The organism is Geobacillus sp. YF-1 (assembly GCF_052692335.1).
In genome coordinates this window covers 946,911-973,216 of sequence record NZ_CP199850.1, presented here as the reverse complement: position 1 = coordinate 973,216, position 26,306 = coordinate 946,911, and the positions used below count along the sequence as shown (strand labels likewise).

General features: G+C 53.0%; 28 protein-coding genes. 7 read left to right on the top strand and 21 right to left on the bottom strand.

Features of this window, described 5'->3' with window-relative positions:
- Window position 1: 1 nt before the first annotated feature.
- The 6 genes from ACTVIM_RS04910 to ACTVIM_RS04885 form a co-directional block, all read right to left on the bottom strand.
- Window positions 2-292, bottom strand: a complete 291-nt coding sequence (locus ACTVIM_RS04910; RefSeq protein WP_445613855.1) for a hypothetical protein — start codon at window positions 290-292, stop codon at window positions 2-4.
- A gap of 45 nt (window positions 293-337) precedes the next feature.
- Window positions 338-1,486, bottom strand: coding sequence for a cation:proton antiporter (locus ACTVIM_RS04905; RefSeq protein WP_445613854.1), 1,149 nt, complete (start codon window positions 1,484-1,486; stop codon window positions 338-340).
- A gap of 192 nt (window positions 1,487-1,678) precedes the next feature.
- Window positions 1,679-2,941 carry an ATP-binding protein gene (locus ACTVIM_RS04900; RefSeq protein ID WP_445613853.1) on the bottom strand — a complete coding sequence of 421 codons (1,263 nt, stop codon included), beginning with the start codon at window positions 2,939-2,941 and terminating at the stop codon, window positions 1,679-1,681.
- A gap of 44 nt (window positions 2,942-2,985) precedes the next feature.
- On the bottom strand, window positions 2,986-3,231 hold the full coding sequence (locus ACTVIM_RS04895; RefSeq protein ID WP_445613852.1) for a YueH family protein: 246 nt from the start codon (window positions 3,229-3,231) through the stop codon (window positions 2,986-2,988).
- A gap of 59 nt (window positions 3,232-3,290) precedes the next feature.
- Window positions 3,291-4,040: an SDR family NAD(P)-dependent oxidoreductase gene (locus ACTVIM_RS04890; RefSeq protein WP_445613851.1), complete on the bottom strand. Its 750-nt coding sequence runs from the start codon at window positions 4,038-4,040 to the stop codon at window positions 3,291-3,293.
- Between the two features lie 564 nt (window positions 4,041-4,604).
- A complete protein-coding gene (locus ACTVIM_RS04885) occupies window positions 4,605-5,174 on the bottom strand; it encodes a hypothetical protein (RefSeq protein WP_445613850.1) in 570 nt (189 codons plus the stop codon).
- Window positions 5,175-5,345: 171 nt separating this feature from the next.
- Between ACTVIM_RS04885 and ACTVIM_RS04880 the strand changes: the two genes are divergently transcribed.
- From ACTVIM_RS04880 to ACTVIM_RS04870, 3 genes are all read left to right on the top strand, one after another.
- Window positions 5,346-5,540, top strand: a complete 195-nt coding sequence (locus tag ACTVIM_RS04880) for a hypothetical protein (RefSeq protein WP_445613848.1) — start codon at window positions 5,346-5,348, stop codon at window positions 5,538-5,540.
- A gap of 197 nt (window positions 5,541-5,737) precedes the next feature.
- Complete coding sequence (locus tag ACTVIM_RS04875) at window positions 5,738-6,322, top strand: cell wall hydrolase (protein WP_445613846.1); 585 nt, start codon at window positions 5,738-5,740, stop codon at window positions 6,320-6,322.
- Window positions 6,323-6,733: 411 nt separating this feature from the next.
- Window positions 6,734-6,910, top strand: a complete 177-nt coding sequence (locus ACTVIM_RS04870; RefSeq protein ID WP_081897190.1) for a YkvS family protein — start codon at window positions 6,734-6,736, stop codon at window positions 6,908-6,910.
- A gap of 32 nt (window positions 6,911-6,942) precedes the next feature.
- On the opposite strand, the gene ACTVIM_RS04865 is transcribed toward ACTVIM_RS04870, so the two are convergent.
- The 8 genes from ACTVIM_RS04865 to ACTVIM_RS04830 form a co-directional block, all read right to left on the bottom strand.
- Window positions 6,943-7,602, bottom strand: coding sequence for an oxidoreductase (locus ACTVIM_RS04865; RefSeq protein WP_445613845.1), 660 nt, complete (start codon window positions 7,600-7,602; stop codon window positions 6,943-6,945).
- Window positions 7,603-7,684: 82 nt separating this feature from the next.
- Window positions 7,685-8,182 (bottom strand): preQ(1) synthase, encoded by a 498-nt coding sequence (gene queF, locus ACTVIM_RS04860; RefSeq protein WP_033017668.1) that lies wholly within the window; start codon window positions 8,180-8,182, stop codon window positions 7,685-7,687.
- 48 nt (window positions 8,183-8,230) lie between these two features.
- Window positions 8,231-8,965 carry a 7-carboxy-7-deazaguanine synthase QueE gene (gene queE, locus ACTVIM_RS04855; RefSeq protein ID WP_445613844.1) on the bottom strand — a complete coding sequence of 245 codons (735 nt, stop codon included), beginning with the start codon at window positions 8,963-8,965 and terminating at the stop codon, window positions 8,231-8,233.
- Entirely contained in the window at window positions 8,965-9,402 is a 438-nt protein-coding gene (gene queD / locus ACTVIM_RS04850; protein WP_445613843.1) for a 6-carboxytetrahydropterin synthase QueD, read from the bottom strand. Before queD ends, queE begins: the two co-directional genes overlap by 1 nt.
- On the bottom strand, window positions 9,399-10,070 hold the full coding sequence (gene queC / locus ACTVIM_RS04845) for a 7-cyano-7-deazaguanine synthase QueC (RefSeq protein ID WP_445613842.1): 672 nt from the start codon (window positions 10,068-10,070) through the stop codon (window positions 9,399-9,401). The genes queD and queC overlap by 4 nt, the downstream gene beginning before the upstream one ends.
- Before the next feature lie 169 nt (window positions 10,071-10,239).
- Window positions 10,240-11,352: a GerAB/ArcD/ProY family transporter gene (locus tag ACTVIM_RS04840; RefSeq protein WP_445613841.1), complete on the bottom strand. Its 1,113-nt coding sequence runs from the start codon at window positions 11,350-11,352 to the stop codon at window positions 10,240-10,242.
- Between the two features lie 26 nt (window positions 11,353-11,378).
- Window positions 11,379-12,467, bottom strand: a complete 1,089-nt coding sequence (locus tag ACTVIM_RS04835; RefSeq protein ID WP_445613840.1) for a Ger(x)C family spore germination protein — start codon at window positions 12,465-12,467, stop codon at window positions 11,379-11,381.
- Window positions 12,468-12,545: 78 nt separating this feature from the next.
- Window positions 12,546-14,060, bottom strand: coding sequence for a spore germination protein (locus ACTVIM_RS04830; RefSeq protein ID WP_445614306.1), 1,515 nt, complete (start codon window positions 14,058-14,060; stop codon window positions 12,546-12,548).
- 435 nt (window positions 14,061-14,495) lie between these two features.
- Between ACTVIM_RS04830 and ACTVIM_RS04825 the strand changes: the two genes are divergently transcribed.
- On the top strand, window positions 14,496-16,157 hold the full coding sequence (locus ACTVIM_RS04825) for a methyl-accepting chemotaxis protein (RefSeq protein WP_445613839.1): 1,662 nt from the start codon (window positions 14,496-14,498) through the stop codon (window positions 16,155-16,157).
- Between the two features lie 64 nt (window positions 16,158-16,221).
- On the opposite strand, the gene ACTVIM_RS04820 is transcribed toward ACTVIM_RS04825, so the two are convergent.
- Together ACTVIM_RS04820 and ACTVIM_RS04815 are read right to left on the bottom strand one after the other, a co-directional pair.
- Entirely contained in the window at window positions 16,222-17,262 is a 1,041-nt protein-coding gene (locus ACTVIM_RS04820) for a membrane protein (RefSeq protein WP_033843396.1), read from the bottom strand.
- A 226-nt stretch (window positions 17,263-17,488) separates the two neighbouring features.
- Window positions 17,489-18,247 (bottom strand): FixH family protein, encoded by a 759-nt coding sequence (locus ACTVIM_RS04815; RefSeq protein ID WP_445613838.1) that lies wholly within the window; start codon window positions 18,245-18,247, stop codon window positions 17,489-17,491.
- Between the two features lie 269 nt (window positions 18,248-18,516).
- On the opposite strand from ACTVIM_RS04815, the gene ACTVIM_RS04810 reads away from it, so the two are divergent.
- From ACTVIM_RS04810 to ACTVIM_RS04800, 3 genes are all read left to right on the top strand, one after another.
- The gene (locus ACTVIM_RS04810; protein WP_445613837.1) at window positions 18,517-20,652 is read left to right on the top strand and encodes an AAA family ATPase; all 2,136 of its coding nucleotides are present in this window, start codon (window positions 18,517-18,519) and stop codon (window positions 20,650-20,652) included.
- A gap of 260 nt (window positions 20,653-20,912) precedes the next feature.
- On the top strand, window positions 20,913-21,194 hold the full coding sequence (locus tag ACTVIM_RS04805) for a hypothetical protein (protein WP_445613836.1): 282 nt from the start codon (window positions 20,913-20,915) through the stop codon (window positions 21,192-21,194).
- Window positions 21,148-21,519, top strand: coding sequence for a hypothetical protein (locus ACTVIM_RS04800; RefSeq protein WP_445613835.1), 372 nt, complete (start codon window positions 21,148-21,150; stop codon window positions 21,517-21,519). Before ACTVIM_RS04805 ends, ACTVIM_RS04800 begins: the two co-directional genes overlap by 47 nt.
- Before the next feature lie 440 nt (window positions 21,520-21,959).
- On the opposite strand, the gene ACTVIM_RS04795 is transcribed toward ACTVIM_RS04800, so the two are convergent.
- The 5 genes from ACTVIM_RS04795 to ACTVIM_RS04775 all read right to left on the bottom strand — a co-directional run bounded on the left by ACTVIM_RS04795 (window position 21,960) and on the right by ACTVIM_RS04775 (window position 26,257).
- On the bottom strand, window positions 21,960-22,613 hold the full coding sequence (locus ACTVIM_RS04795; RefSeq protein WP_445613834.1) for a TetR/AcrR family transcriptional regulator: 654 nt from the start codon (window positions 22,611-22,613) through the stop codon (window positions 21,960-21,962).
- Window positions 22,614-22,624: 11 nt separating this feature from the next.
- A complete protein-coding gene (locus ACTVIM_RS04790; protein ID WP_445613832.1) occupies window positions 22,625-23,650 on the bottom strand; it encodes an ABC transporter permease in 1,026 nt (341 codons plus the stop codon).
- Entirely contained in the window at window positions 23,647-24,375 is a 729-nt protein-coding gene (locus ACTVIM_RS04785; RefSeq protein WP_445613831.1) for an ABC transporter ATP-binding protein, read from the bottom strand. Before ACTVIM_RS04785 ends, ACTVIM_RS04790 begins: the two co-directional genes overlap by 4 nt.
- Window positions 24,376-24,395: 20 nt before the next feature.
- Window positions 24,396-25,646, bottom strand: coding sequence for a DUF3533 domain-containing protein (locus ACTVIM_RS04780; protein ID WP_445613830.1), 1,251 nt, complete (start codon window positions 25,644-25,646; stop codon window positions 24,396-24,398).
- A gap of 95 nt (window positions 25,647-25,741) precedes the next feature.
- Window positions 25,742-26,257 carry a GNAT family N-acetyltransferase gene (locus ACTVIM_RS04775; RefSeq protein WP_445613829.1) on the bottom strand — a complete coding sequence of 172 codons (516 nt, stop codon included), beginning with the start codon at window positions 26,255-26,257 and terminating at the stop codon, window positions 25,742-25,744.
- Window positions 26,258-26,306 lie beyond the last annotated feature (49 nt).

Here is a 26,306-nt window from a genome sequence, read left to right as displayed (position 1 = left end):
CTTACATGAAAGGAGAAACAGAGATGTCCAAAAAAGGAAGACAAAATAAGGTCAGCCAAGAAGTAGCCAATCCAACCGTCTCGAAAGCGGAAGCGGAACTCGCTAAAGACAGCGTCGATACAACGAAACAAGCGAAAAAAAACCGCTCATCACCATCAAACCGGGGCGGACGGAAAAAGCCCTCCTTTCGACAGCTTTCCGTCAGCCCCGGCTTTTTGAGCAGCAACCACAGCAATCGCCTAGAAGGTTGGTGATTTAAGGCAAAATACTGCTGATTCCATTCGTTTCTCAATCGAAGCCAACATCCTCCCCCTTCATCGCCGGCCCGTCAGCTTGTTTACGCGGTCCGGCGAACCGGTTGCAAGCGGCTAAAAATCGCTTTGAGAAGCGGGGGAGTCACAATGGTCGTGACCAGCACGACGATGATCATGGTCGCAAACAACTCATCATCAAGCAGCCCGGCTTCCAAGCCAATGCCGGCAATAATGAGCGCGACCTCGCCCCGCGACACCATGCCGGCACCGACCGCCAACGAGCTTCCCCACGAAAACCCGGCCCATTTTGCCCCCAGCGCGGCACCGACGAGCTTCGTCAAAACGGCCAGCACACTCCAACCGAAAATGAGCGGCCAATGTTGCCAAACCCCGGAAAAGTCGGCTGCAACCCCAATGGAGGTAAAAAAGACGGGGACAAACAACGCATACCCAATCGTTTCAGCTTTATCCAACACTTCCTCCCGATAATCGGTAAAACTGGCTCCAAGCCCGGCGATATAAGCGCCGATGATCGCCGCCACTCCGGTAGCTTCGGCAAACCAAGCGAAGGCAAAGCAGATGATCAGCCCGGCTGAGACGACGGCTTCCGTCACGCGCAGCGGGGCAAACCACCGCAAGATGAGCGGGACCGCTTTCCAAGCGAGCAATACCGCAACGGTAAAAAAGACCACTTTTTTCAACACAACCGCGCCGAGATCGACATCGCCGCCGGTAAGACTCAACAAAAACGCCAAAGCGATCACAACCAATACGTCATCAATCACCGCGGCGCCAAGAATTGCCGATCCTTCTTTGGACTGCAAGCGTCCCATCTCTTTCAGCGCCTGCACCGAAATGCTGACGCTCGTCGCCGATAATAAAAGACCTAAAAATAAGGCCGCTCCCGTCTCCATGCCGAGCGCTGCTCCGGCCGCATACCCGGCCAGCAACGGAACAGCGATGCCGAGCACACCAACGGCAAACGCGGCTTTTCCCGTTCGCTTAAACTGGTCGATATCCGTTTCAAGGCCGGCGATAAACATGAGCAAAATGACACCGATTTGACTCAGTTCGTGCAACCAATCGGTATTTTCAATCACTCCGAGCATGCTTGGCCCAAGCACAATGCCGATCAGCAGCTTGCCAAGCACAGCAGGCTGACCAAGACGCGCGGCCGCATCGCCGGCCAGTTTGGCGGCGAATAAAATGACAGCCAGTTGGGCGATGAGCATTCCATCACATCCTCTCGCGCAGTTTTCCTTTCTTGATTACGTTTATCATGCGCGGAAGGTTTCAGTTTTCATACATGGCGGCCGCCCCTTCTGTTATCTGTTTCGCTTAACCGATTATAGAACGCTTCCCATTCGGCGCTCCCTTCTGTTTGTCCCTTTATCTTTTTCGCCCCTTCCGAACGATGTGTTCGCCTAAGATGCACGGGCGGACGGAAAAGTTAAATGAACGACGGTCCCTTTCCCCACTTCACTTTCAATCCGCATCGTCCCTTTATGCTCTTGGACAATTTTCATGCTCGTCGTCAACCCGAGCCCCATCCCTTTTTCCTTCAAAGTAAAGAACGGTTCGCCGATTTTTTGCAACCGCTCTTTCGGAATGCCTATGCCGGTGTCGGCAATATCGATGCAGACGCTCCCTTCAGCTTCAGAAACGCGGACATACAAGGTTCCGCCGTTAGGCATCGCTTCGACCGCATTTTTCATAATGTTCAAAAGCACTTGGACAATTTGGTTTTGATCGCCGTGCACATACGCTTTCGGAGCGTTGTTATGGACCGATACGGAAACATTGGTTAACGTCGCCTCATGGCCGATCAAACTGATCACGTACGAAAGGGCCTCGCCAAGCAAAAACGGGCGGTAATCGTGGCTTTGCGGCTTCGCCAGCACCAACAGTTCGCTGACAATTTGGTTGATGCGGTCGAGTTCGCTCAACATGATGCGCATATAGTGATCGTTTACTTCCCGCGTCTCCTGCATCACTTGAATAAACCCTTTCATGGACGTCAACGGGTTGCGGATTTCATGGGCAATGCCTGCCGCGAGTTCGCCGAGGACCGACAGCTTTTCTTTCTTGCGCAACAACTCCTCGGCTCGTTTTTGTTGAGTGATGTCGCGGCCGATCGTCAACAGCCCCTTGCGCTTGCCGTTTTCTTCAAACAGCGGCACTTTAATCACATCAAACGTTTTCATTTCCCCGTCCGGCGTCTCGAACGATTCTTCGCGGCGCGTCACCGTTCCGCTTTCCCATGCCTCGCGATCCGATTCTATGCACTGCTCAAACGCCTTTTGGAAAAACGGCATTCGTTCGCCGAGTTCGCGGTCGGTTTTCCCGATATAGTCGATCTGTTCCAAGCCGTACAGCCGCCGGCCAAAATCATTGACGCGCAGCCATCGTCCTTCGCTGTCTTTAAAACAAACAAAATCAGGCATCGAGTTAATGAGCGTCAATAGTTGCTGCTCGTTTTCCTCCGTTTTTTCCAGCTGCTCGCGTTTTTTTAGCAGCTGATACAAAAACACGGCCGACAGCAACACAAACACCGTTCCTTTGGCCGCGCTGAGCACCGTATAGACGCCGCGGCCGACCGGCAGCACGTTGAGCAAGACATCGGTGGCAACGATCCATACTACACTGCCGATCATATAGGTTGCCATGACTTTTGATTTGTTGAACACGTCCCCATCGAACCCCTAACATGCAAAAATCGTGGGCCGCCGGGCTACATTTCCCGCGCCCAACCGAGCAGCTGCTCCGCCAGCAAGGCGGCGCGCTCGCGACCGAGCCGTTTTTCCAACGATGCCTCCAACCGCCGCACCGTCTCTTCCGTTTCCTCCTCATAAGAGAATGAAAAGGACCACTCAAGCGCCGGAATAGCGAGAAGAATGTACTCCTCTTTTCGGTTTTCATAAAGATAAACGCGCGTAGGAGCTTGTCCGTCCACGACCGGCGTTTTGCGGATTTTCATTCCCTCATCCCACCTTTTGAAGACTTCCCATTTTATTTATTTTAGCAAACCCCTGCTCCCTACTCAATATACACCATTTTCCTTGTCATTCCCCCATCAATGATGAGATTCGTCCCGGTGATAAAATCGTTTTCTTCATCGCACAAATACAGACAAGCGCGCGCGATATCATCCGGTTGACCGACGCGGCCGGCCGGATGTTGTTCGTGGTCGATGCTCCGCAATTGGCGGTAATCGCCGGTTTCAATCCAGCCAGGGCTGATGCAGTTCACGCGGATGCGATCTTGGGAAAGCGACACCGCCAACGCATGGGTCAACGCGATGAGCCCGCCTTTTGACGCGGCATACGCCTCCGAATTCGGCTCGGACATCAGCGCCCGCGTCGAGGCGATGTTGACGATCGCCCCTCCTTTGACGTTGCGGCGCATATATTTCGCCGCCTCACGCGAAGCCAAAAAGGCGCTCCGCAAGTTCGTCGCCAACACGTCATCCCACTCCTCGACGGTCAACTCATACGGCGATTTCCAGCGCGAAACGCCGGCGTTGTTGATCAAATAGTCAATGCCGCCAAAACGATCGGCCGCTTCCTTGACAAACCGCTCAATCTCAGCGGCCCGGCGCACGTCCGCTTTCACAAACGCCGCATGCCTCCCTTCCGCTCGCAGCTGTTCGGCTAGCCTTTCCCCGTTTTCCGCATCCATATCGACGATGGCAACATTCGCTCCGTTTTTGGCGAACATTATGGCGATGGCTTTGCCAATTCCGTTTGCTCCACCCGTGACAATCACCGTCTTTTCCTTCATTCCCATTCCACCCGTTCTCCTTTCCGCATTCTCAAAAATTCCATCCTTTCTTGCTAGGGAAACTACCGCTTATTATACCATTCAGAAGCGTCACAAAACATTCGCCCGCTCCTTAGGAGGCTGGTGAAAAACCGCTGTTTGCCTTGATCGGTGATGGAACGTGTGAACATAGAGACTGATGCAGCAAGTTTTTTCTACTTGAGAAACGATCCTAAGAAGCGGTGGGGCCAGCAAATCACCGCCCTGCTCGGAGGCTGATGAAAAACATTGGTTGCCTTTAGTTGACGAAAAAAAGTTTGCATTGTTGTAAGGCTTTTCTATTTGAAAAACAATGCCGGGGAGCAGTTGCGCGAGTAAATCACCGCCCTTCTAGAGGGACGGTGACTTCGTACAAAATCGTGCGATTCCATTTGTTTCCCGGTTAGAAAAGTCTAGTGAAATGAGCCTTCTTTTTTGGCGCCATGACGCAGATTTGCTTGTGGCAGCCAGTTTTCACCGACCTTTTCGGCGCAATGACACGGAGTCCACCCACAAAAAAAAGACCGCTTTATCGCGGTCTTTTTCCATGAGTTATGGAATATACGGCGTCGACCATCCAGGGGCGTAAGGGGTGGGACCGCCATCATATGACGGCAGCCACGGCGCGGCGTAACCACCGTATGGCATGGTGGAGTGCGGCACCGGATAGTACATCGGCGCATACGGGACAGCACTAGGGACAGCAGCCGGCGTCACCCCCGTCGACATATAGGGAATGAACGCTGGCGCCGGGCCGCCTCCCATGCCGACAGCTGGCGCCATGCTCCCGTACGGAGTCATATGACCGGCAGGCGGCGCATTGTCTTCTCCGCCCATCGACCCGGCCGAAGCGGGCGCCACATTCGGCATGGTTCCTAGGCTGAGCGGCGGCATCAGGTTCGAACTGTCTGGGCTGTCGAAACTATCCGAGCTCTCAAGCCCGCCCATATAAGCCGGGCTGACCAACGGCGCCATCGGCATCGCCGGCGGACACCAGTAGCTGTACGGCACCATCGCTGGATAGTAGGTCATCGGCATCGCCGGCTCGGCCGGGCCCGTCTCGCCGCTATAGCCGGCAGCCGCCGGAAATGGTTGATTCACATACGAATTCCAATGATTCATTGTCCTCTCCCTTTCTCACTCATATTCTCGGGGCGCGTACCCACCCATATTGTATGTCGGAACAAGCAAAGGGTGTTTGCCCGGCCAAAATATGGGTATTTATCCGCATCGTCGGCTGCGTTATGATAAATGTTGTCAAGGCGATTTCATCAACGGTTGGGGGGATCGATGATGAATGAAGCATGGGCCGTTCAAAAAATCAACGAACTGCGCAACGGCATCATCTCTGAACTATTGGTGAAAAAAGAAGATTTTTTACTCTTCCGCTCCGTGCTCATCCAACAGCCCGATTTCAAACAGTTCCGCGGCATCGCCCAGCGTGGCGGCCACGTTCTCTACCATTACATGGATACCCCGCGCAGCTGACTTCTTTGTCTTCATCGTTTCAACATCCGGCTTTCAAGGGAGGAGGAAAGCCGGATGTTGCTTTTGGCGGAGAAATTTCCAACGTTTCTATGAAACTCGTCCTATCAACGCTTCGCACCCTTTTCCATCATTTAGATAATGAAGAACGACGCCATCCTTGTTACTCTAGTAGCGAGTTTACGAGAGGAGGGATGTGAATGAAACGAGGAAAGGCATGGGTGATGGCGCTATTGTGTGGAACGTTTTTCTTTGCCGGCCACGCCGATGCGGCGACCATTCATACAGTCAAACGCGGCGATACACTTTGGAAAATCGCCAAACAATACGGCGTACCGCTGAAGCAGCTGAAGCAAAAGAATCGCAAAGGCGATCTATTGTACCCTGGCGAACCACTCGTCATCCCTGATGCCGGCATCACAGCGGCAGAAAAAGATTTGCTTGCCCGCCTTGTTCATGCCGAAGCGAAGGGAGAACCGTATGCCGGGAAAGTGGCCGTGGCGACGGTCGTTCTCAATCGCGTCGATCACCCTGATTTTCCGGATACGATTCGCGACGTCATTTATGAGCGCTCTGGCGGCCATTACGCGTTCACGCCGGTCGCAAACGGAACGATCAACGAACCGGCTGACCGCGAATCTTACCGCGCCGTTGAAGAAGCACTTGCTTTTCGCGGTTTAGGAAACGGCTCGCTCTATTTCTATAATCCGAAAACGGCGAAAAGCAACTGGCTGCGCTCTCGCCCGGTGACCGTTGTCATCGGCAACCACGTGTTTGCCAAATAAACGAAAACAAAGGGGCGGTTTCGCCCCTTTTTTCAATCGCAAACGCCCTCCGTTGCGCTTCGCCGGGCCGTCGCCCTTCATTCCCCTTGAGGGAGGGGGCTCTTCACCAAAAGTTGTCCTTGATTTTTTCATCACGTGCCTTACTTATGTAACCAAGAAAGAACAGGAAACCAATCATGTTTTGCATACACTTATTCAGAGAAGTGAACCGTCAAGTACATGTTTTGGTGATAAGGTGGCAGGGGATTTGGTTTGGAACGTACGTTCAATTTTTTAGGACATATATCCCCTTTACTTGCATTCAAAAATACGGCAAACTAGTAAAAAAGCCGGTTGCAAGAATAAGTGCACCGAGTGGCTCCATCGCAGCAAATTCGGCTGATGATCAAATTGGATAAAAGGGGAATGACGATGAAAAAAGCCAAAGTCGGAGATATCATCGAGTTTAAAAATGGGTTGCGCGGCATTGTGGAGAAGGTGAATGAAAACTCAGTCATCGTGGATTTGACATACATGAAAAACTACCGTGAACTCGATTTGCAAGAGCGGACAGTTGTCAATCATAAAAATTATAAAATTATTGAATAGGAAAAAGAGGCTGCCAAGAGCCTCTTTTTTGTTTACGAAATGCGGGCGAGTTCATCACATTCATAAATATGGACGCCGTCCGCCGCCGACAACGCCCGGTAAAACATCGCCAACGCAAGCTCGTGGGCATCAATCGGCTTGTACTTTTTCCACTTGCCAACGAACAAAAACGGCAGCCGACCGAACAGCCACCCGGCGAGCGCCTCGCCGAGCCGGAACTCCCGCCGTTTGCCGACAAGCAGAGACGGACGAAAAATATGAAGCGATGGGATGGAAAGCCGTTGCAGCGCTTCTTCCGTCTCTCCTTTGACTCGCTGGTAGAAAAACGGCGAGCAAGGGTCGGCACCGACCGAAGAGATGGTCAAAAAGCTTTTCACGCGGCGTTTTTCCGCCAGCGCCGCGGCGCGCAGCGTATATTCATAATCAACTTGAATGAATCGTTGCTTCGTTTTCGCTTTTTTGCGCGTCGTCCCGAGGCAGCAAAAGACATCGTCGACAGCAAAATACCGCTCGTACGACTCAAGCTGGGCAAAATCGGCGACGACTTGCTGCAGCTTTTCATGCTTGATCGGCAACGGCGTGCGAACGAGCACTGTCACCTGCCGGTATACATCCGACTGCAACAACAGCTTCAGCACTTCACCGCCGACCAAACCGCTCGCTCCGAGCAAAAGGGCTGTTCTTCGCTCCAACTTCCAAACCTCCAAGGCTACAAACGTTCATCGTTCATTATATATGAGCCGGAGCGAAAAAACTACCTCTTTTTTGACGATTTCAGCGGTTGTCGACGTTTTCTGGATACAAGTCGTGATTGAGCAGCCGGTATTCCGCCATGTTTTCGTATTTCGTCCCCGGGCGTCCCCAGTTGCAATACGGGTCGATGGAAATGCCGCCGCGCGGGGTGAATTTTCCCCATACTTCGATATAGCGCGGCTCCATGACTTTGATCAAATCGTTCATAATGATGTTGACGCAGTCTTCGTGAAAATCGCCGTGGTTGCGGAAGCTGAACAAATACAGCTTCAGCGACTTGCTTTCGACGCATTTTTTGTCCGGGATGTAGCTGATGTAAATCGTCGCGAAGTCCGGTTGTCCGGTTTTTGGACACAACGTCGTAAACTCCGGACAATTGAACTTCACGAAATAATCCCGGTCAGGATGTTTGTTGTCAAACACTTCAAGAAGATTCGGATTGTACGTAAACGAATACGTCGTTCCTTGATTGCCAAGCAGCGTCAACTCTTTCAATTCTTCCTCTTTTCTTCCTGCCATTCCTTCATTCCTCCTTGATGGATCTATGCCAAGTGAGCCGCCCCCGCTTTACACGCCGCGCTTGTTTCCCCAAAGAAGCGTGTGCAGCTGCGGCAGGATGTGGACATCGGCCAGCTCCTCCGACTCGGCGGCTTGCTCGACGAGCCATTCCAACCGGCCGAGAAGCTTTGCGCGAAGGGCATCGACCTCGGAAGCGACCACATCGGCGTTGCCCGTCTGCAAGTAAAACGGAACGCCTGGGTAGCGGCAGTGCACCTGTTTCGCATACGCCAAATCAGCGTCGTCAAACACGACGACTTTCAAGCTGATGCGCCGCATCCGGCTGCGATCGGCCAGCAGCCGTTCGATGATTTGATCGAGCGCCGTCCAGTCGGTGTCCATCCCCGAGCTTGGCGGTTTCGGGGAAAGGGTGACGTCGTCAACGTCAAGCAGCCAATCCTGCCAGCGGCTCCCTTGCGTTTCGACCGCCACCCGCACCCCTTTTTCATGAAGGAGCGCGACGAGCTCACCGAGCGCGGCGATCAGCAGTGGGTTGCCGCCGGAGATCGTCACGTGGCGGAAGCGGCGGCCGCCAATGGCTTCAAGCCGTTGCCAAATGTCGTCGGCCGTCAGCTGCTCGATCTCGTCTTTCGCCGACCCGTCCCACGTAAACGCCGAATCGCACCAGCGGCAGCGGTAATCGCAGCCGGCGGTGCGGACGAACATCGTCTTTTGACCGATCACCATTCCTTCTCCTTGGATGGTCGGACCAAAAATCTCCAACACCGGAATCGTGCGCGCCATTACCACTCCCCCGCTTTCGGCCGGTAGACGACATAGCTCGTCGGCGTCTCGCGGACAAACACTTGCAAACATTTCGGCTTGTGCGGCAGCGTATCCAAATAGCGCTGGATCGTTTCATAAATCGTGCGCGCCACCACTTCGGTCGTCGGAAACCGGTTCGGGTCGTGACGGTCAAACCAATCGTTGTGATCATTGAGCAGCGTATGGTCCAATTTTCCGTGGACAAGCTTCTTTACCGTTTGGAAGTTGACTAAAAAGCCGCTCTCATCGAGCTCATCGCCGGCGATCGTCACATTGACGATGTACGTGTGGCCGTGGACGTTGGCGCAGCTTCCCGCCGCTTTGTGCGGGATGAAATGGGCGGCGGCGATGTGCATATCTTTGTTCAACTCATAGCGGTAGTGATGCGTCACCTGCGGATAGAGCTGATGCATCATCGCGCCTCCACCTCCGCTTTTTCTCGCAAATATTCCTCCAACCCGCGCTTGCGCAGCACGCACGCTGGGCACTCGCCGCAGCCGTCGGCGATGATGCCGTTGTAGCACGTCAGCGTCTTCGTGCGGATGAACTCGAGCGCCCCGAGCTCATCAGCGAGCTTCCACGTCTCCGCTTTCGTCAGCCACATGAGCGGCGTATGAATGACAAATTCGTAATCCATCGCCAAATTGAGCGTGACGTTCAAAGATTTGATAAATACATCGCGGCAGTCCGGATAGCCGCTGAAATCAGTTTCGCACACACCTGTCACCATATGGCGCGCCCCCCGCTGTTTGGCAAGCACGGCAGCGAACGACAAAAACAACAAATTGCGCCCGTCCACAAACGTCGTCGGCAGCTCGCCTTCCTTTTGTTCAATGGCGATGTCGCGCCGCGTCAAGGCGTTCGGCGCCAACTGCCCGAGAAGCGACAAATCAAGCACCGTATGGCGGACGCCAAGTTCCGCGGCGATGGACGAGGCCACTTCTATTTCTAGACGGTGGCGCTGGCCGTAGTCAAACGTCACCGCTTCCACGTCACCAAACTGCTTTTTCGCCCAAAACAAACACGTCGTGCTGTCTTGGCCGCCGCTAAAGACGACGACCGCCTTTTCTTCCTTTCGCTTCATCCTCATCCGCCTCCTTCTGAATGAGCAGAAGAAGAGGTTTCCAAAACAAAAAGGCCATACCCCTAGGATACAGCCGTCCCTAGTTTTTTATAGAGGGTGTTGCTAGAAACCTCTCCCGTACAAACGTACGGAATTGTATTCTTCTGTTTTCTTTCTCACTATACCATATTTACGGCTTTTGTTGTAGCGTTTTTTTCACCTTTTCCACCACCCACACGCTGATGCATAAAAGTGGAACATAGACGGCGACAAGATACAATCCGAGCTTGGCCGTCCATTGGCTGATCCGTTCGATGTCCGCTTTCTCTTGAAGCAAGAGCGTGCCGATAAACAAAATGACAAGAAGCATAGGCAGCGACCGGCGCTGCTGGACAGCAAACAGCTGTTTCACAACCCGCGTCGCCGCCCAAACCGAGAGGGTGATGATCGGAAACACGACAAGCACATAAATCGAGATGACGATGTATTCCATCCGTTCGATAAACGGCACTTCGGGAATTTTCGCCAGCGTCAACGTCGGCCATGTTAAGTGCTGCACTTGTTCTTGATTATAAAACACGATCGAGATAAGAATGATGACAAGGTAAATGAAGGTCGTAAAACCGTTGGCGGCATGCGCCCATTTTTGCGAAGACGGCGCGTTTTTCACAAATGGGTAGTACATGAGCAACATTTCAAATCCTAAATATTGCAGCGTCATTTCTTTCGACGCGCTGACGAGCTGCCCAAACGAATGGTCGAATACCGGCAGCAAGTTTCGATACTGCGCGTACTCCAGCGGGAAAAACAACATCGGGAAAATGGTCGCCAGCGGAATGACCACACCCCATACACACAGTCCCGTCACGACGCGGAATCCGCCAAGTACGGCGTAATAGGTGAGCACCAAAAAAATGAGGCTGAACTGCCATGTTCCCATGAACGGAAACACCCATACTTTAATGATTTCAATGTACGCCTGCAGCACCGTCAGCGCCGCCAACAAATAGTAAAACAGTACCCCTACGCTCAACAGGCCGCCAAACCACCGGCCCAAATAATGTTGATGAAGCAAGACGATATCCCCGCCGAAAGGAGCGCGGGAAAGCAGGCGATACATGAACCAAATGAACAAGTGGGTGGCCAGCCCGGTCAGAAGCACGACCATCCAGGCGTCTTGCCCGACCGCTTTCATCAGCGGCCGTTGGAAGCTGAGCGCCCCAACGCCAATTTGTGTAGCGTGGATGACGAAAAAAACGAAAAACGGGGAGATGAGAAACCGGTCTGGAATCGGTTGTTTCATGATTTTCCCTCCTCATAGTCCCCGTCTTATTCGCCAATGCCCGTGTGCACGATGTCGACTGTCACATGGGGGCGGATGTCCAAGTCCGGATATTCGCGGTAAAACGCAGCCTGATCCCAATGTCTTGTCACACTGCGGACAAAATCGCCGAAGCCAAGCGGATCAATTCGCTTTTTTTGAAAAGAGCGGAATAAACGTTCCATATTGTGTTCCAATTCGCTTTCCATCTTTTTTCTCACGTTATCTAACTGCTTCCCCATGAGCGGATCGAGCCATGACGGATAATCTCGCACCGAAGCATGAATATGAACGGACACATCGAGGCGATGGCGGCTTCCGTCACGTTTCCATTCAAATTTCGGCTTCGCCCATAAGTTTTGCAGCATGACCCGATCCTCGCCTTGCTTTCCGCGATTGCCAACCTTCAGCTGATAAACGCCGTTTTTCGTTTCCCCGAGCAAAATTTTCATTAAAAAGGCATCGCGCAAGCTGACGTGCCCGACATAGTTGTCGTCGCGAAACAACGCGAGCCCCTCGAGCTTCACAAAATCGCCTTTTTTCTCAAAGTACGGCAAAAACGGATCGCTCCCCGGGGAAAAGTAGCGATACAAAAACAGATGCAAGTTCGTCTTCGGCAAGTTCATCGACTGTTCATTTTGCTCGACGAGGTTCGGCAAATAGAGCGTATCGCTGAGCGTTGTCTTCGCTGTGATGTGCAACAGCTCCTTGGCGCTGCCTTTGGCCACGCCAAGCAGCAAATGGCTTCCGACTTTGTTGTTGCGTGCCAAGCTGTGCGTAATCTGCGTCACTCCCCGCTTCGCAAACTCCTTGCCGAACAAAATGAGGCGCAGCTGCCCCTCCTCGATCGGCAACGGCGATTTCGACGACAGGCGCGGAATGAGGTCGTAAATCGTTGGCGACGTCGTCGTCAATATGTTCGGTTTCGTCATCGGTCCTTGTTTGAACGTCGGGTACACGGCTGTCCCTGTATAACGACCGTTCGCAAAATCATATCCCATCTCTTGGATAATTTGAATTTCGTCGATCGGGCGCGACGAACTGGCGCACCCGCCTAGCAACAGCAGCGCCCCGATCCATAGCCACCCGCGCCGCATCATCATCCCCCTTTATTCATCAATATCGCGCTTTTGCTTCTCGTCAAAACGGGCGGCGATCATGTCGGCCATCGTACTTTACTCATCAATATCGCGCTTTTGCTTCGCCTCCTTCGGGTCAAAGCGAAACCGCGACCGCGGGCGAAGAAACTGCGGCCGCTCCGCCGCTTGGCTGTACGGGGAGCGAATAAAGGTATCGTTCAAATGCGGAAACCGCAACGGATAAAACGGCACCAAATACGGATACCCAAACGACTGCAGCCGGCCTAAATGAATGAGCAGCCAACAGACGGCAAAAGCAATCCCGACCCCGCCCCAGCCGGCAGCAAACAAAATGAATGGAAACCGAATGAACCGAATCGTGTTGGACATTTTGAAAATCGGCGTGGTAAACGACGCGAGCGCGGCCAAGGCGACGACAATCAACAAAATCGTGCTCGTCAAACCGGCGTCGACGGTCGCCTGCCCGATCACAATCCCGCCGACAATCCCGAGCGTCTGCGCGACTTTCGTCGGCAGCCGCGCCCCGGCTTCACGCAGCAGCTCAATCGTAATTTCCAAAAACAGCACTTCGAGCACGGGCGGAAACGGCACATTGGAACGCGAATAAATGATCGGACCGAGCAGATCCTCGGGAATCATTTCGTAATGATACGTCAACACGGCCACATAAATCGGCGACGCCAGCACGGAAAACGCCACGCCGAAAAACCGGATCAGCCGAAAAAACGAACCGAGTACCCACGGCAAATAGTAATCTTCTGGCGACGTAAAAAAATCGAACAGCGCCGCGGGCCCGATCACCGCATACGGCGAACCGTCGCAAAGCACCGCGACTTGCCCGGAAATGAGGGCATACACCGCGCGATCGATCCGTTCGGTCGAGATAAAGAGCGGAAACGGCGTTCGCGAATTGTCGGCGAGCAGCTGATCCAAAATCGCGTTGTCAAACACGACGTCAAAGTGAATCGTCTCAAGCCGCTGCGTCACCGTTTGCACCACTTCCGGATTGGCCACGCCGTCGATATAGGCGACGACGACTTTCGTTTTCGATACAGAACCGATCGCCATTTCCCGAAACACCAAATTCGGGATGGCGATTTGCCGCCGGAGGAGATGAAGGTTGACGCCGATGTTTTCGATAAACCCGACTTTCGGCCCGACGACGCTGAACTCATTTTCCGAATCGTTGTTTTCCCGCAGCCCTAAATTGTCAGCAGGGGCGCTCATGAGCGCCGCTTTGTTCGGCTGCTCGCGGAAGGTGACAGCGACAAATCCTTTCAGCACTTTTTCTTCGATCAGCGCCGTGTCTTCGCTCACTTCAATGCGCTGAATCGGCACGATTTGCTGCAAATCTTCCAGCCGGACGTCTGGATGCTTTGGAATGTCATTTTGCAGATGGCAAAGAATCCGCTCTTGCAACAGTTGGGGATCGACGAGTGAATCAAAATAATAAATGGAAAGCTCTTTGCCTCCAACGCGAAACGATACTTCGACAAAGTCGCTCGATTGCCGCAATTGTTCCCAAAGCTGCGAAACCGGACGCTTGGGAGGGCGTTTCTTCTTATTTTTCCAAAACGTGAACAACCCCACGTCCATCCCCTCGCTTTTCCGTTTACGCCATAGTCTCCCAGCTATCCATGAGTTTTATTCATCCTCAGCAGCCGACTTGGAGGTGGACGAACCAAGAAGGTTGGTGATTTAAAGGGAAATACTGCTCTCCAACCGTGTTTCTCAACCGGAAAAAACCTTGCAACGTCATCATGTCATTCCTTGGAATTTCTCATCAATCGAGCGAATCTATTGTTTTTCGCCAGCTTTCAAGTCCACTTCCAACCATCGATGATTTTTCTTCATCCCCCTCTGATCTCCTATTGATTCGACAAAATCTTCTATATATTATTAAAAATAGCCCCCTTGGTGAAACGTGCCGATCAAAAGGAGACGCCTTCTTCCCTATCACGCCAGTGCGTGCTCTTTGGCTGGACGCGTGTAAAAGACTGACGAAAAGAAAAAGGAGAATGCCGAATGAGTGACTTGACGAAGCGACGCCGCGCGAAACAGGCGTTGAAAAAAGTGACAGAAACAGCGGAATGGCTGCGGCGATCCATGGACCCGACGCGCCCCCTTGAGGAGCAGCTCGACCGCCTCCGCGCCTTGTTGGATGAGCGGCTCGGCCATGACGAATACTTTGTCGTTGTCGACGAAAACGGATACGGCCTCATTCATACCAACCGTCTCCGCGAAGGGCGAACCTTCGCCGATCCGGTCGGGCTCGCCGCCGCCCGCACGAACGAGCCGCTATTGCAAGTGTACGAACGCGACACGGGCGAAGTGTTGATTGACGCTAGCTGCCCGCTTTGGACAGAGCCGAGTGGAAGACGGATCAATTTGCGGCTAGGGCGGCTCATGCATCGCCCGTATTTGCCGTGGGTGTTTGCCAGCCTCGTCGCCCTTCCCGTCGCAGTTGGCGGAGGAATGGCGGCCGCTCGGCTGCCTGTCTGGTTGGCCGCCTTGGCCGCGATGATAGCGGGCGCAGCGCTTTCGTTTTTCTGGGAACGGCGGCTGACAACCGAACTGCGCCGTTGGTACCGCGTTGCCCGCACCGCCTCTTCCGGCCAATTGCACGCTGAAGTGGAAACGGCGGGGAAACGAAACGAATTTCACCAAATCGCTTACGAAATCAACAAAATGATTCTCGGCATCCGCACGATGATCACCGAGCTCGGCAAAGCAGCGAAAACGGTGCGAGATGTCAGCCATGAGCAACAAATGGAAATGCGCCGCTTGTCCGAATCGTTTGACGAAATCGCTGCCGCAGTAGAAACGTTCCGTGAAGGAGCCAAGCAACAAACCGACGCCGTCCGACAAGCCGATGACGTCATCCAACAAATGGTGGAGCGCGTCCAAGGAATGCGTTCCGCTGTAGAGCGGGTCGTCAGGCAGGCCGATGAAGCGTGGTCATCGGCGGCTGAGGGCATTCGCCTCATGGACGAAACGAAAACGAATATGGATGCCATGCAGATCGGCATCGGGGAGACGACCGCCTTAATCGACAAGGCGGCCAAAGAAGCCGGGCGCGTTCATGAGATGATCGCCGCCATTCGCACGATCGCCAAACAGACGAACTTGCTCGCCCTGAACGCGTCGATCGAGGCGGCGCGGGCCGGCGAGGCGGGGCGTGGGTTTTCCATCGTCGCCCAAGAGGTGCGCAAACTCGCCGAAGACACAAACGCGTTTGCGTCGGAAATTTTTTCCTCCCTCGACGCTATGGCGAACGCGCTCAAAGAAGCGGTCGATGCCGCGCAAGGAAGCGGCCGGCACGTAGAAAAAACGAAAGATTCGCTGTGGAAAACCGGGGAAACATTCACGGCGCTCGGCAACATGTTTGCGCAGCTGAACGGCTTGCTTCAACAAAACGAAGTCTACGTCAACGATATCACCGCCGACGGCAGACGCCTCGGTGAATTGATGGAAGGCGTGCGCACTGTCGCCACCGAATTTTCCAACATGGTTCATGAAACATCGGCCGGGCTCGAACAGCAGACGCTCGCTCTTCATCAGCTGGCGCGCGAAGCGGATGCACTGGCAGCGGCAGCGCGCGAATTGGATAAGATGATTTCCCGCTTTCACTTCGAAAAGACCGAGAAAACCGCTGAAGTTGGTGACAGGCCCACCTCTCTTCAATGACCGGTTTTATAAAAGCAAACCCTTTTGCTTCTCGTCCGCTTGGGCAAGGAGCAAAAGGGCTTGTTTACCGCTTTGGCATACGCCGGCGCCAAAGAAGCCATAACAAACAAACGCTTATGTAACCGAACAACGGATAAACCATCGACAACAGCTCCCCGTAGCGAAATGGGCTGACGGCGGCAAACAGCAGCACAAGCAGCACCCCAAGCGGTTTTCCGCCCCCGGGCCACCAGGCGCGCGCCTGACGTTCCAGCCCAAACAATCCGCCGATGACGGAGGTGAAAATTTCCCCGTAAATCACGACGACATAAAACCAATAAAGCACGGCGAAAAACGTCCGAACCACCTGAGCCATCGGGATTTCATCGCCCGCGTGATGCGGAAACGACAACAGCACCGTATGATTCAACAGCAGCAGCCCCGTCAGCAGCAAGCCGCCCAACACCGCGCCGCGCTTGACCACCCGCTCATTCGCCGCTTCGCGGGCGACGGGAACAAGCACCGCTTGCGCCATGGCCAAGTTAAACGCCGCATAAGAAAACGGCGCCATCATCGCTTTCAGCGAATAGTCCGCTGCTGTTGCCCCCGGTCGGCATAGATGCCCGGCTGTCGCCATTTTGAGCAAAATGGTGACGCTAAACAACACCATCATCGGCACTACAAACACATTCACGCCAAACAGCCCTTTGCGGTCGAGCAACATGACCGCCAACGCCGCGCCAAGCGTCAGCGCAATCCCCGCCTGCCGCGGCCAGCCGAGCTGCTCTTCAAACACCGCGCCCGCCCCGGCAATCATTACCGCCGTCACCCCTGCCACCATGCACGTCATCACGAAGGTCACTAGCGGACTGAGCCGTTTCCCGAACAAATAGCGGTTCAATTCATCGTAAGAGGCGGCGCCAAGGCGGCGCGCCATCACCATGAGCCGCGCCCCGCCCCAAGTGAACAGCGCGCCGCTGACCGCCACCCCGATCGTCCCCGCCGTTCCATACCGGGTAAAAAATTCAATGATTTCTCTGCCCGTCGCGAATCCAGCGCCGATCACCGTACCGACATACACGGCGGCAATTTGCCACGCCTCCGCCCATTCCGTTTTTTTTCTCACCGTCTGCCATCTCCTTCTCTTGTCCTCTCTTTTCATTCCATGTATATGTCCGCAGCGGACAAGAAAGACGGCCGAACCGGAGAATGTTCCTCAATAGAAAAAACGGTGCTGACCCAAAAGGTTGTCTGCCTTCAAGATCGGCACTATAGTGCGGCAGAAGCAGTCAGCACGTATCTATAGCAACGAAAGAGGGTATCCCGTTCCTTTTGGGACACCCTCGTCTTCGTTAATGCGCCATCACTTGTTCGACTTGATGTTCATGCAGGGAGGCCGCTTCGACATGCACTTTCACGGAATACGTTCCCGGCGTAGCAAACGTCACCTCTGCCTGATAGTCACCGTTTCCGGCTTCTTTTGTTTCGACAAACTCATGTTTGTTGTCCGCCTGCCAAATTTCAAAACGGACGGTCGCCTTCGTCAGCGGCTTTCCGTCTTTCATGATGCGAACCGCTAAGGTCACTGGTTTTCCGGCTGTCACCGAATGGGAAGATAACGACATGGACACACTGTTGTCGTGGTGATGGCCTGCCTCACCGTGCTGATGATCCGCTTCGCCGGACGCGTGGCTATCCGATTCTCCTTTTTCAGCCGCTTGGCTTGGATTGCCGACGACAACATCTTTTTTCGGCATGTTGTGCATATCACGTGCCGTCACATGGGCGACAACAGAATACGTCCCCGCTTCGGTGAACGTTTTGGTGACCGAATAGCGCCCGCTGCCATCGCGCTTCGCTTCCAGCATGTCGCGATCGCCGGCGCCGTGCTTCCACACTTCAAATTTTACTTCGCTCGCATCGTCTACTTTTTCACCGCCATACGTCACGACACAAGCGAGCTTCGTCGGCTTGTTCAACTCGATATGATCGGGTATCTCCATCTTCACATCAAGCACAGCCGGCGTTTCTGTTCGCTTATTGTTGTCCGAGCAAGCCGCCGCTGTGAGGCCAATCAACGCAGCCACACACGCTAACGCGAACCGTTTCATGTTCCTGTTCTCCTTTCCATCTAAGAGCTGTCATGCCACTTGCCCGACCGGACAGGTGAACAAAACAGTCTCTTTTTCTGTTTTTCAGTTTATCATAGCTTCGCCCCACCTCTATTAGTCTTCACCATTTTTTCAAAAACATTTCATCGTTATCACAAATTTTTTTGCGCAAAACACTTGAAAGTCAAAAAAGGTCAAAGTATAATAAAATCAGAAAGTCAAAGAAAGTCAAAGTCAAACTACTAGTAACGGAGAAGGGGGTATTCCTCATGCGTTGCCAAGCATGCCAACAACGTGAAGCAACGGTGTTTGTCAACTTGCAATGGAATGGTGAGAAAAAACAGCTTCATCTCTGCCATACATGCTATGAAAAACAAAAACAACAACTGTCAATTCCAATGAACTTCGGCTTTTCGCCGTTTTCGTTTGACGACTGGTTCGCTGGTCATCTGGCGGCGGCCAACGCGCAAGCGGCCGCGCCGGAAACGGCGGCCAAACGCCCGCAGCGTCATGGCGGCGGATTTTTGGATCAATTTGGCCGCAACTTGACGCAAATGGCCAAAGCGGGCTTAATTGACCCCGTCATCGGCCGCGACAAAGAAATTGCGCGCGTTATTGAAATTTTGAACCGCCGCAATAAAAACAATCCGGTCTTAATCGGGGAACCAGGTGTCGGGAAAACGGCGATCGTTGAAGGGCTCGCGCTGAAAATCGCCGAAGGAAACGTGCCGGAAAAACTGCTGAACAAAGAAGTGTACCTGCTTGACGTCGCTTCGCTTGTCGCCAACACCGGCATCCGCGGTCAATTCGAAGAGCGGATGAAACGGCTCATCGCCGAACTGCAAGAGCGGAAAAACGTCATCTTGTTCATTGACGAAATTCACCTGCTCGTCGGCGCTGGCGCTGCCGAAGGGTCGATGGATGCCGGCAACATTTTAAAACCGGCGCTCGCCCGCGGCGAGCTGCAAGTCGTCGGGGCGACGACATTGAAAGAATACCGGCACATTGAAAAAGACGCCGCTCTTGAGCGCCGCTTCCAACCGGTCATCGTAAACGAGCCGACCGTTGACGAAGCGATCGCCATCTTAAAAGGCATTCAACCAAAATATGAGCAGTTCCACCATGTCCGCTATACGGATGAGGCGATCGAAGCGTGCGTCAAACTCGCGCACCGCTACATCCAAGACCGCTTCCTGCCGGACAAAGCGATCGACTTGTTGGACGAGGCCGGCTCGAAAGCGAACTTGCGCCTCGGCCCGACCGATGAAAAACAGCTGCAAGAGCGGCTGATGCAAATCGCGAAAGAAAAAGAACAAGCGGCGAAAGAAGAAAACTATGAACTGGCGGCAAAACTGCGCGATGAAGAGCTGAAACTGGAGAAACAGCTCGACCAAGGCGTCACCCAAGAACGCCCTGTCGTGGATGCCGCCGATATCGAGCAAATCATCGCCGAGAAAACCGGCATCCCGGTCGGCAAGCTGCAAGCCGATGAAAAAGAAAAAATGAAACATCTCGAAGAAAACTTGGCGAAAAAAGTGATCGGCCAAGCGGAAGCGGTGCAAAAAGTCGCCAAAGCCATTCGCCGCAGCCGCGCCGGCTTGAAGGCGAAACACCGCCCGATCGGTTCGTTCTTGTTCGTCGGCCCGACCGGCGTTGGGAAAACGGAACTCGCCAAAACGCTCGCCGAAGAGCTGTTTGGCACGAAAGACGCCATGATTCGCCTCGATATGAGCGAATACATGGAGAAACATTCGGTCGCGAAGCTGATCGGTTCTCCTCCGGGCTATGTCGGCTTTGAAGAAGCCGGCCAGCTGACGGAAAAAGTGCGCCGCCATCCGTACAGCATCATCTTGCTCGACGAGATTGAAAAGGCGCACCCGGACGTGCAGCACATCTTCCTGCAAATTTTGGAAGACGGCCGCTTAACCGACAGCCAAGGCCGCACCGTCAGTTTCAAAGACACGGTCATTATCGCGACAAGCAACGCCGGCGTCACCGACAAAAAAATCACCGTCGGCTTTGAAAAACAAAGCGGCGGCCCATCAAGCGTCCTTGACTCACTCAGCGCTTACTTCAAGCCGGAATTTTTGAACCGCTTCGACGCCATCATCGAGTTCAAGCCGCTCGAAAAAGCGCACTTGCTTGAGATTGTCGACTTGATGCTCGCCGATGTCAAAGCGGCGATGCGCGAACAAGGCATTGAACTCGACGTGACCAAAGCGGCGAAAGAAAAGCTGGCTGAGCTCGGCTACCATCCGGCCTTCGGCGCCCGCCCGCTCCGCCGCGTCATCCAAGAGCATGTCGAAGACAACATCGCCGACTGCCTGCTTGACGCTGACCAATCGGTGCGCGCGATCCGCATCGATGTTGAAGGAGACGCCATCGTGGCAAAAATCGCCTCATAACCGTCTGACGAACATCGTCTCACCTTTGAACAAAAGGTGAGGCGTTTTTTTATGACCAATACCACAAACCACAAGTCGAAAGATGTCGAATTTTCACTAACGGTTGTGCTTGGCATTTTTCTTATTTGATGAGACAATCAATTTGAAAATATTGTTAGTGTTTGTAGCGTAAAAAGCGATCCTGTCTCTCGGCCTTGGTTTTGGCATCTGAAAAGCGGGAGCCCAATTCCTCCAACCTATCTTCATGAATGGGTGATTTTATGAAGGAAAAGTTCTTCTACCCTCTTTTTATCGGCGTTCTCTTGCTGGCGGCGTGCGAGCGCGGACATGATCCTACCCCCGCTCCGCACCATGTAGGGAAAGAAGCGGTACAAGGAAACGAGCAAAAGGAAAAAGCAAAAAAGGAACAGAAGCCGTTATCGCTAGAGGAGAAATTTCTGCCACCGCATTTTTTAGTCAATGAATTTACCGCCAAAAACGAGCCGCTCGATTCACTTGACGATGCGTTACACCCTCTCGGAGCAGCTGTATCAGTTGCTTGAACAGTATCGAGATTACTATTTCGTCATTCAATATCCAGAGGAACTTTCTCGCGTGACCCATGTTGACCGTTCGAACGCCGTCAAAGGCCCTTTGCCGGCCAACGGACAGTTGTCATATACCATCACCATTTCTTCCTCATGGATAGACGATATACCAAAAGATTTGATCAATCGAATCAATCATGGAGACTTGCGGTACAATCTTTTCATCTTGGACAAAGAGCGATCCCCTGTCCATATTTTTAACGATGTCCAGTGGTATCCATCGTTCGATCCAAACAAAGGGTCCAGCGTCATTTCGGAAGACGGCGGTGCCAGAACATGACGGCCATTCGGTCAAACGTTTTGACCGAATGCACGTCCGTTTCTTGAGGTCAGACTCTTTCGCACGAATAAAGGATTTTCGCTGAAAAAGGGTGGTCGCCATCGCCTCTTTTTTCGTTTTCTGTCTTTTCACCACAACATGTACTTGACAGCCGGTCCACTTCTTTGCACAAGTGTATGCAAAACATGATTGGTTTCCTGTTCTTTCTTGGTTGCATACGTAAGTACGTGATGAAAAAATCAAGGACAACTTTTGGTGATGCGAAGCTAAACGAAGAGAGAACGCCGGTGTTACAATAAATTATGGAAAGCGGGACCATCTATGAAAAGGGAAGTCATTTTCAACAAGATCAGCGTGATCGAACGCTGCTTGATGCCGAAGCCATCCTCCGTTACGCGAAAGAAAGCAACTAGGCCGGCTCCTTGACGGAAGCCGGCCGGTTAGCGCCGCAGACCGTTCATCAACACGCGGATCGTCCGTTCCATTTCCGCCTCATCATCCCAGTTGCGGTCAGGCAAAAGGAGAAAGCGGGCGGCCAAAAAGCCGGCGAGCGATGTGATCGTCAAGCGGATGACCGAATCGACCGGCAGCTCGGCCAACTCCCCTTTCTCTTGAAAATGGCGGACAATGCGGGCGAATTTTGGATACACATGCTCGGTAAACACGCGTTGAAAGCATTGTTTAATCTCGGAATGAAAGGCCAGCTCCTGCCAAAGCACGCGAATCGCCGGCAAATACGTTTTCACAAACGCGTAGCGGTTGGCGAGCACCGCGCGCAAAAACTGTTCGTACGTCTCATATTCGTTGTCAAACACTTCGCGGACAAACTCTTTCGCCAAAAACGGGGCGACGGACTGAAACAATGTCGGCGTGACGATCGCCAACAATAAGTCTTTTTTCGTCTTATAGTGGCGGAAGATCGTCCCTTCCGCCACCCCGGCCTTTTTGGCGATTTCACTCGTGGACGTCGCCGCATAGCCTTTTTCAGCAAACATTTCCACCGCTGCTTCCAAAATTTTTAGCTGTTTTTCACTGAACTGTCCGTCCTTGCCGCCGATTTGCAGCAATTCTTGAATCCATGAATGCTCGCTCATGACTCTACTCCTTACAGCTTGCGGTATTTTTTCAATGCTACTACATTGAATACCATAAACAGCAACGTAAAGCCAAGCAGCACGTATACGTCAACAGCGATAGCGCTCCAATCCTCTCCGCGCACCATAATATCGCGCAGCGCATCCGCCCCGTAGGTGAGCGGCATAATGACGCTCAGCGAACGCAGCCATTGTTCCATCGTGTCAAGGTTGAACAAGCCGGAGAAAAACACTTGCGGCACGACGATAAGCGGGATAAACTGCACCATTTGCAGCTCGTTGTTGGCGAACGCCGACAGCAGCATCCCGAGCGCCAGCGCCGTCATCGCCAGCAAAAACGTGATGAGCAGCACATACACGAACGAACCTTCCATCATCATGTCGAGCACATCAATGGCAAACCATGAAATTAAGCTTGCCTGAATCGTCGTAAACAGCCCGAACCCGATCATGTAGCCGACGACCATTTCCCAGCGCCTGAGCGGCGTCGCCATCAACCGCTCGAGCGTCCCATTCGTCCGCTCGCGCAAAAATGACACTCCGGCAATCAAAAAGACAAAAAAGAAGACGAAAAAGCCGATCAGCACGGGGCCGAAATAATCAAATGACGCCATGTCGCTTGATCCGTGCCAATACGTTGTTTTCAGCTGAAACGGGGGCTTGGGCGCCATGGACTGAAACGCCTGCTGCACCGCGGCCAGCACCGCCTGATTGGCCGTCGGGTCGCTTCCTTCCAGCGTAAGGTGCGGAGCGCTTCCGCTCATGTCAAGCCACGCGTCAATGTCTTGATCGTCCAGCTGCTTTCGCGCTTGTTTTGCCGACAGCTCGTTCACGTTCGCTCCTGCTTCTTTCAACTTGTCAACAACCGCCTCAGGCACGTGTTCGCTGACGGCAATGGCTGGTTTGTATTCTTCGCCATTAAACACCAAATCCATTAACAACAAGACGAACATCGGTGCGACAATCATGAGCGCCAGCGTGCGCTTGTCGCGGAAAAATTGGCGGATGATGCGGACGACAATGGCCAACACTCTCATCGACGAGCACCTCCAAACGTCAAAAACGCTTGTTCAATCGTTTCTGCGCCTGCTTTTTGTTTCAATTCATCCGGGCCGCCGACGGCAATCAACCGACCTTCGCGAATCATGCCAAGCCGCCCGCACTTTTCCGCTTCATCCATCACATGGGTCGTGACGACAATGGTTGTACCACGCTGGCGAATCCGCTCGAGCTCCGCCCAAATCGATTGGCGTAGCACTGGATCGATGCCGACCGTCGGCTCATCCAAAATGAGCACTTCGGGTTCATGAAGCAAGGCGATCGCCAGCGACAGCCGCCGCTTCATCCCGCCTGAGTATTGGTGCACCGGCTTTTTCCGATCATTCGTCAAGTTGACGAGCGCAAGCATATCATCGATCCGTTCTTTTTGTTTTTTCCCTCGCAACCCATAGATCGAAGCAAAAAATTGCATGTTCTCGAGCGCAGTCAATTCTCCGTACAAGGCATCCGACTGCGCCATAAAGCCGATCCGCTTCATGGCGCCAAGATCAGGCATGTTCACGCCCAGCACGCGAATCGTGCCTTCGCTCGCTTGATCAATGCCGGCGATCATGCGCACCAATGTCGTCTTGCCGGCTCCCGACGGGCCGAGCAGACCGAAAATTTCCCCCGCGCGGACATCCAACGACACATCGTCGATGACCACTTTTTTTCCAAACCGCTTGGAAACACGCTCGACTTGAATAGGTGGATGAGCGAGCATTTTTTATTCCTCCTTGCGTATCATGATGAAACCGTCAGTTTGCCGGGTTCCCCCGACTGCTGAACAGAATCATTCTTGAATGCCGAAACAATGACGAGAACAATCCCAGCAAGCGCCAACGAACATAAGACGAAAACAGGTTCGTTCCATTGCAGCTTCTGATTAAAGAAAAACAGTTCCCGAAGCCCCTCCACCATGAAACGTTGTGGCAGCCACGAATAAACCCAATCCCGATAGAACGATGTCATCAATTCTGGCGCCATGGAAAGCAGTGGAGCACCGAAGAACAAAAGAAGAACAAAAATCGGAATCCCTTTGAAACCAATCCAAGCCAACACGGCGCTTTCGATGGTAAAGAAGCTGAAAAAAGCAAGCGAAACAAACAGCGCCATATTGATAAACGAAGGGATGTGAAATCCGATGGCGTCGGCCATTCCGATAAATCCAAATCCTGCTATAAGCGCTAGAAGCAGTCCGACAACGTTTTTCATCACCTGTGCGGCCAGTTTCTCCCGCCGGCGTGCCACCCCACGCCGGTCCATCGCTAAATATAGCAGCGCCGCCGCGGCAAGACTTGTCATCCAAATCGGCTGAACGAACGAAACAGGCGCATTGCCGTTGGCGCTATGTGTGCCGACCGAGTGAACGACGGCTGTCTCTTTCCCAACAGGTGAGGCGAGAAAAGCGGCCTGTTCAGCTTTCATCATCACCCTTTTTTTCGCCATCGCTTGCAACAATTGTTGGCGTACATTGGTGTTAATATGATCCACCATTTGATTCAAGATTTGCTGCACGATCGTAGACACTGCGGCATTCATTCCTTGATTGACAATGATTTTCACTTTTGGGGAAGAAGGATGGACCGTCTGCAGAGACGTTACTTTCTGGCTGAAATCTTTTGGAATAATGAGAGCGCCATAATAGTTTTGCTTATCCATCCCTTTTCGCGCTTCCATCTCGCTATCAACGTTTATCCAATCAATGGGCGGTTGATCCTTTTCTGTTGCATTCGATTTCATGGTGTTTCTGATGGCCTGTTCAATGTTCTTCCCCATGTTGATCGACGGCTGATTCGGCAATTGCATCCCTTCGTCTTCGTTGACAAACGCAACGGGAAGTTTTTGCGGTGTCGGGTGCACTGTTGGAATGAGAACAAGAGAGAAAATCAATACAACAACGGCCACAATGACGGGTGACAAGGCCACCCACTTATTTTTCAAAACACTCATAAGCCTTTCCTCCTTCTTAAAAATGAAGTAGTGAGCAATCACTCACAAGAAGTATAAAACAGGAATACGTACTTGTAAAGTGAGTAATCACTCACAAAATACATTTTTTAAGCTGCCGACGGTTCGGCAGCCCCTTCCTAGTTCATCGTTTGAATGTCTTGCCAGCCGTAGCACCACTCCGATAACGCTGTTCCGCCGATTTCCACCCTTTCCTCGGCCAGTTTTTCACCGCCAAGCCGTTCGTAAAAACCGCGCGACGGATTGGCGGCAAGCACCCAGACGACGAGCGAATGAATACCTTTTTGCGCCAAGTCGCGGGCCAAAGCTTGCACAAGCCGCCGTCCCCATCCTTTTCCTTGCGCCTCTTTGAGCAAATACACCGCGTACAACTCCCCGTCATAGTGGGCCGCTGGGCCGTCGCTCGCCCGGTTTCGTCCGCCGGAGATGAAGCCAACGACGCGCCCGTGTTCCTCGGCGACAAACACGGAATGGTCCGCTTGGCTGAGCACCTTCTCCCATAACGTTTGTTTTTCTTCCACTGCCAATGTCTCCAAGTACGCATCCGGCACGATGCCGCGGTATGTTGTCTTCCAACTGTCCACATGGACAGCAGCAATCGCCAGCACATCGCTGAAAGCTGCTTTCCGAATCATCGTTTTTCCCCCTAGCGCAATAAGTGTTTCTCCGTCTTGAAGAAAGAAG

What these genes read in the sequence shown, in the direction of transcription:
- ACTVIM_RS04905 (WP_445613854.1), bottom strand. Translation starts at nt 1,486, where the DNA reads ATGCTCATCGCCCAACTGGCTGTCATTTTATTCGCCGCCAAACTGGCC.
- ACTVIM_RS04895 (WP_445613852.1), bottom strand. Translation starts at nt 3,231, where the DNA reads ATGAAAATCCGCAAAACGCCGGTCGTGGACGGACAAGCTCCTACGCGC.
- ACTVIM_RS04890 (WP_445613851.1), bottom strand. Translation starts at nt 4,040, where the DNA reads ATGGGAATGAAGGAAAAGACGGTGATTGTCACGGGTGGAGCAAACGGA.
- ACTVIM_RS04885 (WP_445613850.1), bottom strand. Translation starts at nt 5,174, where the DNA reads ATGAATCATTGGAATTCGTATGTGAATCAACCATTTCCGGCGGCTGCC.
- ACTVIM_RS04880 (WP_445613848.1), top strand. Translation starts at nt 5,346, where the DNA reads ATGAATGAAGCATGGGCCGTTCAAAAAATCAACGAACTGCGCAACGGC.
- ACTVIM_RS04875 (WP_445613846.1), top strand. Translation starts at nt 5,738, where the DNA reads ATGAAACGAGGAAAGGCATGGGTGATGGCGCTATTGTGTGGAACGTTT.
- ACTVIM_RS04870 (WP_081897190.1), top strand. Translation starts at nt 6,734, where the DNA reads ATGAAAAAAGCCAAAGTCGGAGATATCATCGAGTTTAAAAATGGGTTG.
- queF (WP_033017668.1), bottom strand. Translation starts at nt 8,182, where the DNA reads ATGGCAGGAAGAAAAGAGGAAGAATTGAAAGAGTTGACGCTGCTTGGC.
- queE (WP_445613844.1), bottom strand. Translation starts at nt 8,965, where the DNA reads ATGGCGCGCACGATTCCGGTGTTGGAGATTTTTGGTCCGACCATCCAA.
- queD (WP_445613843.1), bottom strand. Translation starts at nt 9,402, where the DNA reads ATGATGCATCAGCTCTATCCGCAGGTGACGCATCACTACCGCTATGAG.
- queC (WP_445613842.1), bottom strand. Translation starts at nt 10,070, where the DNA reads ATGAAGCGAAAGGAAGAAAAGGCGGTCGTCGTCTTTAGCGGCGGCCAA.
- ACTVIM_RS04840 (WP_445613841.1), bottom strand. Translation starts at nt 11,352, where the DNA reads ATGAAACAACCGATTCCAGACCGGTTTCTCATCTCCCCGTTTTTCGTT.
- ACTVIM_RS04835 (WP_445613840.1), bottom strand. Translation starts at nt 12,467, where the DNA reads ATGCGGCGCGGGTGGCTATGGATCGGGGCGCTGCTGTTGCTAGGCGGG.
- ACTVIM_RS04825 (WP_445613839.1), top strand. Translation starts at nt 14,496, where the DNA reads ATGAGTGACTTGACGAAGCGACGCCGCGCGAAACAGGCGTTGAAAAAA.
- ACTVIM_RS04815 (WP_445613838.1), bottom strand. Translation starts at nt 18,247, where the DNA reads ATGAAACGGTTCGCGTTAGCGTGTGTGGCTGCGTTGATTGGCCTCACA.
- ACTVIM_RS04810 (WP_445613837.1), top strand. Translation starts at nt 18,517, where the DNA reads ATGCGTTGCCAAGCATGCCAACAACGTGAAGCAACGGTGTTTGTCAAC.
- ACTVIM_RS04805 (WP_445613836.1), top strand. Translation starts at nt 20,913, where the DNA reads ATGAAGGAAAAGTTCTTCTACCCTCTTTTTATCGGCGTTCTCTTGCTG.
- ACTVIM_RS04795 (WP_445613834.1), bottom strand. Translation starts at nt 22,613, where the DNA reads ATGAGCGAGCATTCATGGATTCAAGAATTGCTGCAAATCGGCGGCAAG.
- ACTVIM_RS04790 (WP_445613832.1), bottom strand. Translation starts at nt 23,650, where the DNA reads ATGAGAGTGTTGGCCATTGTCGTCCGCATCATCCGCCAATTTTTCCGC.
- ACTVIM_RS04785 (WP_445613831.1), bottom strand. Translation starts at nt 24,375, where the DNA reads ATGCTCGCTCATCCACCTATTCAAGTCGAGCGTGTTTCCAAGCGGTTT.
- ACTVIM_RS04775 (WP_445613829.1), bottom strand. Translation starts at nt 26,257, where the DNA reads ATGATTCGGAAAGCAGCTTTCAGCGATGTGCTGGCGATTGCTGCTGTC.